Annotated in this window: 10 protein-coding genes; 6 read left to right on the top strand and 4 right to left on the bottom strand. The window is 73.7% G+C overall.

The annotated features are described in order from the left end of the window. Window positions 1–74 precede the first annotated feature (74 nt). Window positions 75–1085, top strand: coding sequence for a CDP-alcohol phosphatidyltransferase family protein (locus FXF65_RS34275; protein ID WP_148354228.1), 1011 nt, complete (start codon window positions 75–77; stop codon window positions 1083–1085). A gap of 7 nt (window positions 1086–1092) precedes the next feature. Here FXF65_RS34275 and FXF65_RS34280 read toward each other — a convergent pair whose 3' ends face one another. The 3 genes from FXF65_RS34280 to wecB form a co-directional block, all read right to left on the bottom strand. Further along, window positions 1093–3192: a glycosyltransferase family protein gene (locus tag FXF65_RS34280; RefSeq protein ID WP_246199324.1), complete on the bottom strand. Its 2100-nt coding sequence runs from the start codon at window positions 3190–3192 to the stop codon at window positions 1093–1095. Window positions 3193–3278: 86 nt separating this feature from the next. Next, the gene (locus FXF65_RS34285) at window positions 3279–3983 is read right to left on the bottom strand and encodes a hypothetical protein (RefSeq protein WP_148354230.1); all 705 of its coding nucleotides are present in this window, start codon (window positions 3981–3983) and stop codon (window positions 3279–3281) included. Beyond that, entirely contained in the window at window positions 3976–5076 is a 1101-nt protein-coding gene (gene wecB, locus FXF65_RS34290) for a non-hydrolyzing UDP-N-acetylglucosamine 2-epimerase (RefSeq protein WP_148354231.1), read from the bottom strand. The genes FXF65_RS34285 and wecB overlap by 8 nt, the downstream gene beginning before the upstream one ends. 24 nt (window positions 5077–5100) lie before the next feature. On the opposite strand from wecB, the gene FXF65_RS34295 reads away from it, so the two are divergent. The 3 genes from FXF65_RS34295 (at window position 5101) to FXF65_RS34305 (ending at window position 9143) form a co-directional block, all read left to right on the top strand. After that, window positions 5101–6540 (top strand): glycosyltransferase family 4 protein, encoded by a 1440-nt coding sequence (locus FXF65_RS34295; protein WP_148354232.1) that lies wholly within the window; start codon window positions 5101–5103, stop codon window positions 6538–6540. Between the two features lie 24 nt (window positions 6541–6564). After that, complete coding sequence (locus tag FXF65_RS34300; protein ID WP_148354233.1) at window positions 6565–7827, top strand: nucleotide sugar dehydrogenase; 1263 nt, start codon at window positions 6565–6567, stop codon at window positions 7825–7827. A 161-nt stretch (window positions 7828–7988) separates the two neighbouring features. After that, complete coding sequence (locus FXF65_RS34305) at window positions 7989–9143, top strand: glycosyltransferase family 4 protein (protein WP_148354234.1); 1155 nt, start codon at window positions 7989–7991, stop codon at window positions 9141–9143. Window positions 9144–9182: 39 nt separating this feature from the next. On the opposite strand, the gene FXF65_RS34310 is transcribed toward FXF65_RS34305, so the two are convergent. Continuing rightward, complete coding sequence (locus tag FXF65_RS34310; RefSeq protein ID WP_222868879.1) at window positions 9183–11057, bottom strand: outer membrane protein assembly factor BamB family protein; 1875 nt, start codon at window positions 11055–11057, stop codon at window positions 9183–9185. Between the two features lie 148 nt (window positions 11058–11205). Between FXF65_RS34310 and FXF65_RS34315 the strand changes: the two genes are divergently transcribed. Then, window positions 11206–11796, top strand: a complete 591-nt coding sequence (locus tag FXF65_RS34315; RefSeq protein ID WP_187412656.1) for an HD domain-containing protein — start codon at window positions 11206–11208, stop codon at window positions 11794–11796. 33 nt (window positions 11797–11829) lie between these two features. Beyond that, a complete protein-coding gene (locus FXF65_RS34320) occupies window positions 11830–12327 on the top strand; it encodes an SRPBCC family protein (protein WP_148354237.1) in 498 nt (165 codons plus the stop codon). Window positions 12328–12380: the final 53 nt, after the last annotated feature.

The following is a 12380-nucleotide window of genomic DNA, read 5'->3' on the forward strand; positions in this document are numbered from 1 at the left end:
GGAGACAATGCCCGGATCATGTTCCGGACAGCCGATACCATCGGGACCGCTTCCGACCGACGAGAGGACCATCCATGGCGAATTTCACGCTCGACGACGTTCGGCAACGGACGTACAAGGCGCGTGACGCCTGGTGGACCGTCCTCCTCGTGGACCCGCTCGCGTCCCGGCTGGTGAGGTTCACCGCCAACCGGACGCGGATCACGCCGAACCAGCTCACCGTCGGCGCGCTGATCCTCGGGCTCGCGGCGGGCGGCTGCTTCGCGGTGGCGTCCTGGCCGTGGCTGCTCGCGGGCGCGCTGCTGTACCACCTGTCGTTCACCCTCGACTGCATGGACGGCAAGATCGCCCGGTTGAAGGGCACCGGCTCGGTGTTCGGCGCGTGGCTCGACTACATCTTCGACCGCGTCCGCGTCCTCGCCTGCGCGATCGCGCTGATGGGCGGCCAGTACCACGCCACCCACAACACGGCCTACATCTGGACGGCGCTCGCCGTCGTCTTCCTCGACATGCTCCGCTACATGGACGCCCTGGAGATCTACAAGGTGCGCTCGCAGATGCGCGCCACCCTCCAGGCCGCCCGGCACGAGGCCGACTCGCTGGAGCTCGCCGCGCAGCGCGCCAACGGCGAGGCCGTCGACGAGGACCTCCTGTCCGCCGCCGGCGCCATCGCCGACGACCCCGAGGCCGACATGGAGAACCGCGTCGTCGGCGACGACCCCGCCAACGCCGCCCTCCAGCAGGGCTTCAACGAGCGGTTCCCCTGGTACGCGCGGATCCGCCCGTTCCTCACCGCGACCCGCGTCCGCCCGCACCTGATCAGCGGGATCGAGTTCCAGATGGGCGTGTTCATCGTCGCGCCGATCGCCGCCGCGATCATCTCCGGGGCGATCATCCCGGTCGTGATCCTGAGCGCCGCCGGGATGCTCGCCTTCGAGCTGATCATCATCTACAAGTTCTGGCTGTCCACCCGCGACTACAGCCGCACCATGACGAAGCTCGACGCGCGCATCGCCACCCACCGCACCGAGCCCGCCGCCGCCCCCGAGTACCAGCAGACGGGCGCCGCCACCAGCACCGGCTGACCCGCGCTCAGGTTGTGCTCAGCAGGTCCGTCCAGCGGGCGCAGACCTCGGCGAGGCCGTAGGCGGACGTGACCTGCGTGCGGGCGAGCCGCCGCTCGTCCTCCCAGCGGCCCTCGGCGACGGTCGCGGCGATCGCCGCCGCCATGTCGAACGGCGTCTCGTGGATCCACCGGCCGTCGTAGATCGTCTCGGCGCCCGGCCAGGGCAGCAGCGCGGGCACCGCGCCCGCCGCCATGCCCTCGGCCGGGGCCAGGTGGAAGCTCTCGTCGTCGCTCGTCGACAGGACGAACCCGATGCGGCGCAGCCACGCGGCCACGTCCCGTCCGTAGGAGTCGAAGACGACGCCGCCGGAGAGGAGCGGGGAACGGCGGATGCGGCGGAAGACCTTCTCGTAGTGCGCCCGCTCGTCGTCCTTCTGCCAGATCCACCAGTATTCCCAGGGCAGTTTCGACTTGACGAAGAGGGTGAACCGCGGGTCGTCGCGGCGGAGCTCCTCCAGGACGTCCAGGGCCAGGTCGAGCCGTTTCCGGGACGGCGCGATGCCGATCATCCCGAGGTGGTGCTCGGCGCCGGGGAGCTTCGCGCGGTCGAGCTGCGCGTCGTCCACCCAGTTCGGGACGGTGACGACCTTGTTCGCGGGCCACCCGGTGATCTCGCGGGTCAGTTCGTTGTAGTGCGGGCTGACGCAGACGACGTCGTCGACGGTGTCGATGTCGAGGCTCTTCGGCCATCCGGCGTAGAGCTCGAAGCGGTGCAGCCGGACGACGAGCCGCTGCCCGGGGCGCTTCCGCTGGGAGTACCAGAGCGCGTTCGGCCCGCACCATTCGCAGACGACGACGTCCGCCCAGTCGGCCAGTTCCTGGCTGCGCCTCTCGTCGTGCGCCTTCAACGCCGACCAATGGTCGACCCGGACCTCCATGTCCGGGCGCGAGCGCAGGTAGTCGAGCAGCGCCGTGAAGAACTTCAGGTCGTGTCCCGCGACGCCCACCCGCAGCGGACGGTCCTTGACCGAAAGGACCCGCTGGGAGGGCTCCGGGAATGCCTGCGCGAGAGCGGCGCGGAGGCGTCCGGCGGCGGCCTCCAGCGTGAACTCCGCGGCGGCGGCGCGGCAGCGCTCGACCGCGAGGGTGAACACGTCGGAGTTCTTGCCGATGAGCGTCAGCGCGTCGAGGACGTCGTCCTCGGTCGCGGCGAACAGCGGGTAGTCGGCGCCGAGCAGCCGCTCGTGCATGGGCGTCCGGTTGAGGACGACGGGGACGCCCAGCGTCCCGCACTCCAGCACCTTCGTGGACAGTTCGAGGCTCGCGTCCATGGACGCGTCCCGCCACGACAGGCCCACGTCGCAGGCGGCGGTGAGCCGCATCGCCTCGGCGCGCGGATGCCCGCCGTGCCAGACGACGCCCTGCCCGCTCTCCAGCGCGGTCCGCATCCGGGTCGCGAACGCCGGGTCGTCCGGATCGTTGTGGATCTTGTCGCCGATCATGTGCAGCTCGGCGTCCACCCCGCGGATGGACAGCAGCCGCGGCAGCGACGTCATCTCGTAGGTGTTCCAGCGCGGCGCGAACTTGCCGCTGTAGGCGAGCCGCAGCTCACGGCGGTCGGGCGGGCCGTCCGGACGGGGTTCGAGACCGTCCGGGAGCACCACGACCGGCGGGAACAGGACGCTCTTCCCGGCCGTCGCGGGCACCGCGCCCTCCAGGAACCCGCGCAGCTCCTCGGTCTGGCAGAGCAGCACGCGGGACGCGTCCGCGATCCGCCGCAGTTCGGCCTTCGCCGACGCGGGGAACTCGGCGGCCGACTGCGGGACGTCGGTGAGGTACGTCCAGAGGCGTCCGGCGAGCGAGCTGCCCGAAAGGTTGCCCGCGACCCGGCGTCCCCGGATCACGACGAGGTCGTACGGCTCCGCCTCGGCGTCGATCCGGGTGAGCATGACGGCGGCCTGCCGCGCGGGCATCGCGGCGTCGCCCTCGAACAGCCCCTCCTCGTGCGGGCTGCGGACGGTGACGCCGGGCAGGGCGCGGAGCGGGTCCACGAGGCGCCCGGTCCGGACCGGCGCCTTGAGGACCAGGGTCACCTCGCAGCCGGCGCGGGCGAGGGCCTGGACCATGCCCTGAGCCCAGATCGCGGAGCCGTCGATGATGTTGAGATCGACGTCGCCGTAGACGAGGGCGCGTGGTCGCAAGGTGTTTCCTTTCAACGAGCGGGTTCCAAGAGCCCCGCGAAACGGCTGGCAGCGGTGACGGGGTCCGTCACGGTCGCGTCCCAGCTCAGGCAGGCGAGCGTGGCGGGCGCGGGCGGCCCCTCCCGGGGGGCCCACAGCACGAGCGGGAGCGAGCGGGCGGCGGCGATCCGGCGGATCTCGTGGAGCGCGAGGTCCCGGTCGTACATGCCGGGGACGCCCAGGTACGCCCACGCCCCGCCGGGCTCCCCGGCCGCCGCGTCCACGACGAGCATGTCCACGTCGGCGGACTGGAGCGCGATCGCGGCGTCGTGCGGGTAGAGCGGGACGACCTTCGCCTGCTCCCCGAGCAGCGCCGCCGTCCGGCCGCCGAGCACGCCCGCGATGATCATCCGGTCGCAGGGCCCGGCGACGAGGAGCCGGTTCTCCGGCCGGTCGACGCGGTCCACCGGGACGCCCTGGTTCCCCGCCGACGCGGGCGCCGACACGGGCGCGTTCCGCTTGCGCCAGAGCCGGTACAGGTCCTTCGGCAGCCGCTTGCCGCGCTTGGGGTTGCGCGCCGCGCCCGCGACGAGGCGCCCGAACTGCACGGCGGTCGACGCCTCCAGCGCGGCGAGCCGCCGCTCCAGCTCGGCGAGCCGCTCCTCGCGCTCGCGCAGCCGCGCCCGCAGCCGGCCGAGCTGCTGGTACGCCTTCGCGTTCCGGCTGTCCTCACTCACCCAGGTACTCCATGATCACTTCTGCGATGCGGGGACCGGCGTGGCCGTCCCACAGCGGCGGTTTCCGCTCCCCCGCCCGCGCGCCCGACTCCAGGACCTTGCGCACTTCCGGCACGACCTCCTCGAACGTCACCAGCCGGTTCGTGCCGTGCGTGATGGTGATGGGCCGCTCGGTGTTCGGCCGGACGGTCAGGCACGGCACGCCGAGGATCGTCGTCTCCTCCTGGAGTCCCCCCGAGTCCGTGACGACCGCCGCCGCGCCCCGCACGGCCGCGATGAAGTCGATGTACCCGAGCGGATCGAGAATGTGCACGCGGTCGTGCGCGTCCAGCCCGGCGGCGAGCAGGTTCGCCCTGCCGCGCGGGTGCACCGGGATCACCAGGTCGGCGAGGTCGGCCACGCCGTGCAGGTGCCGGACGAGCGCCGCCGCCGTGTCCGGCTCGTCCACGTTCGCCGGACGGTGCATCGTCGCGAGGACGTACCGCTCCGGCAGCCCGTGCTCCGCCCGCACCCGCTCGGTGTCGAAGGCGTCGAGGTTCGCGAGCAGCGTGTCGATCATCGGGTTGCCGACGAAGTGCGCGCGCGACACCGGGACGCCCTCGTCCGCCAGGTGCCCGACCGCCTCCGGGCTCGTGACGAGGCAGAGCGCGGAGAGCTGGTCGGTGAGGCGGCGGTTGACCTCCTCGGGCATCGTCATGTCGAAGCTGCGCAGCCCGGCCTCCACGTGGGCCACCGGGATGTGCAGCTTGGCCGCGACCAGCGCGGCGGCGATCGTCGAGTTCACGTCGCCGTACACGATGACGAGGGCGGGTGAACGCCCGATGAACTCCCGCTCAAGGCCGATCATGAGCGCGGCGGTCTGCTCGGCGTGCCCGCCGGAGCCGACGCCGAGGTTCACGTCCGGCTCCGGCAGGCCCAGCTCGTCGAAGAAGATCTCCGACATCCGGGCGTCGTAGTGCTGGCCGGTGTGGACCACGGCCTGCTCGGCGCCCGCCGCCCGCAGCGCGCCGATCACCGGCGCCGCCTTGACGAAGTTCGGCCGCGCCCCGAGGACGTGCACGATGGGTCCCAACACAATTTCCCTTCTGTTCATCGGGGTTGCCTACGCTCGCCCGCCGTGCCCACAAAAAAGCCCGTCTACCTGGCCGGACTCGCCTGGCGGCAGCTCCGGGACGATCCCGGCAGAGCCGCCCGACTGGCCGTCCGGCTGCTGGCCCGCGCGCCGTTCGGCCGCCGGCTGCGCACGTCCGGGCTCGCCGTCCCGAAGCCGCGGGACGTCCGGCGCGAGACCGCCGACCTGCGCCGCCTGCTGGAGCACGCGCCGTCCGCCCCGGTCCGTGAGCGGGCGTCGGCGCGGCCCGTCGAAGGCGTCCTGCAGTTCGTGACCAACGCTCTGCCCTGCACGAACGCGGGTTACACCGTCCGGACCCACCGGATCGCGCTCGCCCAGCACGCCATGGGCTTCGACCCGCACGTGGTGACGCGGCTCGGATATCCGCTGAACCAGGGCGTCGGCGACGCGCGGCCGCGCGTCGAGGTCGACGGGCTCGCCTACCACCGGCTGCTGCCGCGGTGGCCCGCCGCCGACCCGCTGCGGGCCGTCGCGAAGAGCGCCGACCTCGCCGGGCCGCTGGTCGAGGAGCTGCGGCCGTCCGTCCTGCACGCGGTCAGCAACCACCTGAACGCGGCGGTGGCGCTGGAGCTCGGCCGCCGCCACGGGCTGCCCGTGGTCTACGAGGTGCGCGGCTTCCTGGAGGATTCCTGGCTGTCCCGCGACCCGGCGCACAGCGAGTCCGACGACTTCTACCGGCTGACCCGGGAGCTGGAGACCCGCCGCATGACCGAGGCGGACGCGGTCGTGACGCTCGGCGAGGCGATGCGGGCGGAGATCGCGTCCCGCGGCGTCCCGATGGAGAAGATCTTCACCGTCCCGAACGGGGTGGACGAGGCGTTCCTCGAACCGCTGCCGGACCCGGGCGGCCTGCGCGCCCGGCTCGGCATCCGCGACGACGCCACCGTCGTCGGGCTCACGTCGTCGTTCTACGGCTACGAGGGCATCGACACGCTGATCGACGCCGCGGCGCTGCTGCGCGATAAGGGTGCGCCCGTAACCCTGCTGCTCGTGGGCGACGGCCCGGAGCGCGGCGCGCTCGAACGGCGCGCCGCCGGGCACGGCGTTCACGCCGTGTTCACCGGGCGGGTGCCGATGGAGTCCGTTCGCCGATTCCACGCCGTCCTCGATGTTTTCGCGGTTCCGCGTCGCGCGGACCGGGTGTGCCAACTGGTGACGCCTCTGAAGCCGATCGAGGCGATGGCAGGGGGAATCCCCGTCATAGCCAGTGATGTCAGGGCACTTCGCGAAATCGTGGAACCGGGCGTGACCGGCGAGTTAACAGTTCCGGAAGACCCGGAAGCATGGGCGAATTGTCTGGAAGACCTGGCTTACAGTCCGGAAAGAAGGCAGAAAATCGGGCGGTCGGCCCGGGAATGGGTCCGCGCGGAACGCACTTGGCGGGCCGTCGCGGAGCGATATCGGGCCGCTTACGCCATCACATAAATCGCTGCGAAGGGAGCCACCGGCGTGGATCTGGTGGTCATCGGACTCGGCTACGTGGGACTGCCGCTCGTGCGCGAGGCGAGCCGGGCGGGCCTTCGGGTCGCCGGGCTCGACCGCGACGCGCGCGTGGTCGCCGGGCTCAAGGCCGGACTGTCGCACATCGACGACGTCTCGCCCGCCGAGATCGAGGAGATGCTGGAGGCCGGGTTCGTCCCGAGCCTCCAGGAGGACGTCCTGGACGGCGCCCGCACCGTGGTGATCTGCGTGCCGACGCCGCTGTCCCCGGAAGGCGGACCCGACCTCACCGCGGTGCGCGGCGCGTCCGAGACGGTCGCCCGGCACCTGGAGCCGGGGACGCTCGTGGTGCTGGAGTCGACCACCTACCCGGGCACGACGGAGGAGGTCGTCCGGCCGATCCTGGAGTCGTCCGGGCTGGTCGCCGGGGAGGAGTTCCACCTGGCGTTCTCGCCGGAGCGGATCGACCCGGGCAACCCGGTCTACGGCGTGCGCAACACGCCGAAGATCGTCGGCGGGCTCGAACCGTGCTGCGCGTCGGCCGCGTCGGCGTTCTACGGCAAGTTCGTCGAGCGGGTCGTGGAGGCCAAGGGCACCCGCGAGGCCGAGATGGCGAAGCTCCTGGAGAACACCTACCGGCACGTCAACATCGCGCTGGTCAACGAGATGGCCGTGTTCTGCAACGAGCTCGGCATCGACCTGTGGGACGCGATCGACTGCGCCGCCACCAAGCCGTTCGGGTTCCAGGCGTTCCGCCCGGGGCCGGGCGTCGGCGGGCACTGCATCCCGATCGACCCGAACTACCTGTCGTACAAGGTCCGGTCGCTGGGCTACCCGTTCCGGTTCGTGGAGCTGGCCCAGGAGATCAACGACCGGATGCCGCGGTACGTCGCGGAACGCGCGCAACAGCTCCTCAACCGGGAGGGACGCGCGCTCAAGGACGCGAAGGTCCTGCTCCTCGGCGTCACCTACAAGGCCGACATCGCCGACCAGCGCGAGTCGCCCGCCCGTCCGGTGGCGCGGCGGCTGGCGAGGCTCGGCGCCGACCTGTCGTTCCACGACCCGTTCGTCACGTCCTGGGACGTGGACGGGGAGGCCGTCCGGAACGCGGGCGCCGACCTGCCCGCCGCGCTGGCCGCCGCGGACCTCGCGATCGTGCTGGCCGGGCACGCGGCCTACGACCCGGAGACGCTGACGCGGCACGCGCGGCTGCTGTTCGACACCCGCGGCCGGACGCGGGACGCCCAGACCGACGCCGTCGAGTTGCTCTAGCCGGTGGCGGCCCCGGTTCCCGGCGGTCCTCCTAGCACGGGGGGTCCAATCGCCCGGCGTCGTCCACGCCATGGACGACGGGAATTCATCGGCGATTTCCATCCGGGTCCAAGACTCGGCGGCAGGGGACGACGATTCCGAATCATGCGGAGTGGGTGAGAATGCGGGTCTGTGTCTGCACCGTGGTGCACCATCCCGAAGACGCGCGCATTCTGCACCGGCAGATACGCGCCCTGCTCGACGCCGGCCACGAGGTCACATATATCGCTCCATTCCGGGCCTGCAACGCGACCCCGTGGCGGGAGATCAGCCCGGTGGACATCCCGCGCGCGGCGGGGCGGCGCCGGTTCCGCGCCCTGCGCGCCGCGCACCGCGCGCTGGCCGAGCACGCCGCCTACGCCGACGTGATCCTGCTGCACGACCCCGAGCTGCTGGTGTCCCTGCCCCGCGAGGTGAGCAGGCGGACGGTCGTCTGGGACGTCCACGAGGACACCGCCGCCGCGCTCGGCGCCAAGGGCTGGCTGCCCGGCCCGGCGCGCCCGCTGCTGCGCCCGGCCGTGCACCGGCTGGAGAAGCGCACCGAGCGGAGGCACCGGCTGCTGCTCGCCGAGGAGGGCTACCGGGAGCGGTTCGGCCGCGAGCACCCGGTCGTGCCGAACACCACCTACGTGTCCGACCGGCGGCCGCCGGAGCCGGACGGCCGCCGCGCCGTGTACGTCGGGCAGCTGTCCCGGGCGCGCGGCGCGCTCGACATGATCGAGATGGCCCGGTCGCTGGCCGCCGAGGACGTGCTGGTCGAGCTGATCGGCGCCGCGGACATCGACGTCCGGGACGCGCTGCGGGCGGCCCAGCGCGAGGGGATCCTGCGCTGGTACGGGTTCGTCCCGAACGACCGGGCGCTGCGCATCGCCGAGGGCGCCATGGCCGGGCTCGCGCTGCTGCACGACGAGCCGAACTACCGGCACTCCATGCCGACCAAGGTCGTCGAGTACATGGCCCGCGGCGTCCCGGTGATCACGACGCCGAACCCGCCCGCCGTGGACATCGTCGAGCCCGCCGACTGCGGGCTGGTCGTCCCGTTCGACGACCCGGAGTCGGCGGCGAAGGCCGTGCTGCGGCTGCGCGACGACCCGGACCTGCGCGCCGCCATGGGCGAGCGCGGCTACCGGACGGCCCGCGAGCGGTTCCACTGGCCCGTCCACGCCGAGCGCTTCGTCGCCCAGCTCGAAGCGTGGGCGGGTCGCTCCTCCCTCAGCCGGGTCAGGGAGCCCGAGCCCGGCCCGGGGCCCGAGCCGGAGCCGGTTCCCGAGTTCTGAGCCCTCATCCGCCCCCCGCCCCGCGGCGTCAGGACGGCGTCAGGACGGCGCCCGCAGCCGGTAGGCGACCGACCGCGCGAGCCGCGCGGCCGCGCCCGGCGGGCGGTCGGCCTCCACGACCACGACGCAGCGGGCGACGCGCAGCGCGATCATCCCGGCGGTGGGGCCGATCTCGTACGCCTCGTCGGCCCCGATGTCGCGCCGCCGCCGCGACTGCGCCTGGGTGGCCTGGAGGGCGTCCAGCATCCGCGACGCGGCCTGGTCGGTGCGCGCCGTCCAGCGGACGCTGACCGTGAAGCCGCCCGCCGCGCCCTCCTCGTGGCCGGGGCCGGTGGGACGGTTCGACGGCGAGGCCGTCCCGGACGGGCTCGCGGACGGATCCCGCGTCCGCCGCTCCCGGTGGTCGGCCAGCGGCGGGCGGTCGGCCGCGCCGCCCGAATCGCGGTGGCGCGGCTCGTAGGCGCAGGACACCGGGTGCGGCAGCCGGACGCCCCCGGCGCTCGCGTAGGCGGGCGCGGAGCGGTGGCCGGGCATCCGCGCGGCAGCGAGGTCGGGCTTCTTCAGCAGCGCGCAGGCGTCCGGCCAGTCGGCCGCCGGGACGCCGTCCAGCTCCGCCGGTCCCGGGCCGAGGAGCCCGCCGCGGAGCACGACGAGCCGGGTCGCGCCGTCCGGCCGCGGCGCCGCCTGCGGGACGGCCGCGTACAGCAGCCCGCCCGTCGCCGCGAGCCACGGCCGCGCGCCCGGCAGGTCGGGGTTCATGGCGAACGGCGCGGGCGCGGTCGCGGTGCGCCCGTCGAGCGGCTCGACGATGTCGACGCCCGCCGGGAGCAGCCGCTCCGACAGCCGGGGACGCAGCGCGAACACCTCCCCGCCCGCCTGCGTCAGCGCCGCGTACGCGGGGACGTCCCGCCGCCACTCCACCCGCCCGGACGGCACCCGCACCGCCTCCATCCGGGTGGCGCCGCGCTTCGCGCCCTTCGGGTGGTAGACGACCACGAGCCGCCCGGCGGCGAGGACGCCGGGGCACATCGCGTCGCCGCACACGTCGCCCGCCCAGGCGGCGAACTGCTCGCCGTCGTCGCCGAACGCGCGCAGCGCCGTGCCGTCGGAGGCGAGGGTGACGCCGTCCAGCATGGACACGTCCGGGGACTCCTCGGAGCCGAGCCGCCGGTCCCAGCGGACGTCGCCCTTCGCCGGGTCGACCGCGAGCAGCCGCCCGCGCCGGTCGCCGCCCGCGCACTCCAGCGCGAGCGCGGTGAGCGTCTCCCGCCCGTCGGAGGGCCGCGCGCCGCCCTCGGCGAGGCGGCAGCCGCGCGGCAGCGGCAGCCGCCAGACCTGGCGCCCGGTGACGGCGGAGACGCCGAACAGCGTCCGGCGCGGCTCGTCGGTGGTGAGCAGCACGTCCGACCCGGCGGGCCAGCGCAGCGTCGTCCGGGAGACGGCGGCGGGCCGGGTGCCCTCCCGCCGCCACAGCAGGCCGCCCGACAGCGCGTCGAACGCGACGAGCAGCCGGTCGGAGCGGTCGCCGTCCCGCTCGAAGTAGGCGACGAGCCGGGACCGGGTGGACGCCCAGCCGAGCAGCGTCCAGCCGGACCGGCGGTAGCTCCAGCGGGGCCCGCCGGTGCGCGCGTCGCGGACGTCGAGCCCGCGCCCGGACGCCGTGACGAGCTGCCCCTGCGCGACCGCGTAGGCGACGCCGTCGAAGCCGGGGACGGAGCCGTGGTGCGTGCGGGTCGTCCGCTCCCAGCTCACCGCGAGGGGGCCGGGCGGCGGACCGACCTCGCGCTGCGGCGTGACCGGCTCGGCGGTCACGGTGTGCCGGACCTGCCACCACTCCGCGCCGAGCACGAACCGGTCGACGAGGACGGCGCACACCGCGATGGCGACCGCCCCGGAGACCAGGCCGAGGGCCACGCGGACACCGCCCACGGACTCCGGCCGGCCACCGGGCCGGTGCCGGCTCGCGACCACGACCGCGCCCCTCCTTCCGCGTACCGTGCCTGTCAGACGCGACACCCACCATGCCCTGTGCGGGACGTCCGCGCGACTGAACGGAGGAACCGTGGAGGTCTTCACACACTGGCGAACCTGGGACGAGGCCCGCGCCGCCCTGGTCGGGACGGAGATCGACCTGGAGGCGGTCGGCCGCGCCGCGGAGGCGGCGGAGCGGTGGCACGGCGACCAGCGGCGGCCGACCGGCGCGCCCTACCTCGAGCACCTGCTCGAAGCGCTCGAGGTGCTGGTCAGCGGCCCTCGCGTGACCGACACGGCGGTGCTGTCGGCCGCGCTGCTGCACGACGTCGTCGAGGACACGTCCGCGACCCTCGCGGACGTGGAGGCGGAGTTCGGCCCGGTGGTGACCGAGCTGGTCGACTGGGTCACCAAGCCGCCCGCGGGCGGGGCCGGGCGCCAGGCCAGGCGCGCCGCGAAGGCCGCCTACCTGCGCCGCCTCCGCGACGCGCCCCGCGATGCCGTGCTCGTCAAGCTCGCCGACCGCGTCAGCAACGTGCAGACCCTCGACCGGATGCCGCCGGACTTCCAGCGCCGCTACTACGCCGAGACGGTGACGTACATCGTCCCGCTGGCGGAGGCCGAGCCCTGGTTCGCGGACTGGTACGCGGAATGGCGGCGGAGTTTCACCCACCTGAAGTGACCGATTGGTCATGGAGTGGGAGGATGCGGTGCCATGGACAGGGAGTGGGTGGTCGAGGAGAGCGTCCCCATCGGGACGGACGCGCGGACCGTGTACGCGGCGGTCGCCGATCCGCGCCGGATGGGCGAGTGGAGCCCCGAGGTCTTCGCCGCCTGGGTGCGCGGGCGGGCGATCAGGCCCGGGACGAGGTTCGTCGGCTTCAACCGGATCTCCTGGCGGGTGTGGTTCACCACCTGCCAGGTGACGGTCGCGGTGCCCGGAGAGGCGTTCGCGTTCCGCGTGACCGTCTTCGGGATACCGACGGCGATCTGGGGCTACCGGATCGAGGACATCGCGGACGACCCGTCCGTGCCCCGCACGCGGCTCACCGAGTACTGGGAGGACCTGCGGCGCGGCGGCCGGGGCGCGGCGTTCGCGTCGCTGCTCGGCAAGGTGTTCACCGGCGTCCCGGCGGAGCGGCGCGCGGCGGTGAACCGGGCGGGCATGCGCGCCACCCTCGACCGGATCAGGGCGGCGATCGAACGGGCCTGACCTGCGTCGACGTCGGCGCCGCCGTGAACGTCAGGCGGACCGAATAAGCTGTC

The sequence above is a fragment of the Actinomadura syzygii genome (assembly GCF_008085905.1).
Lineage (GTDB): Bacteria > Actinomycetota > Actinomycetes > Streptosporangiales > Streptosporangiaceae > Spirillospora > Spirillospora syzygii.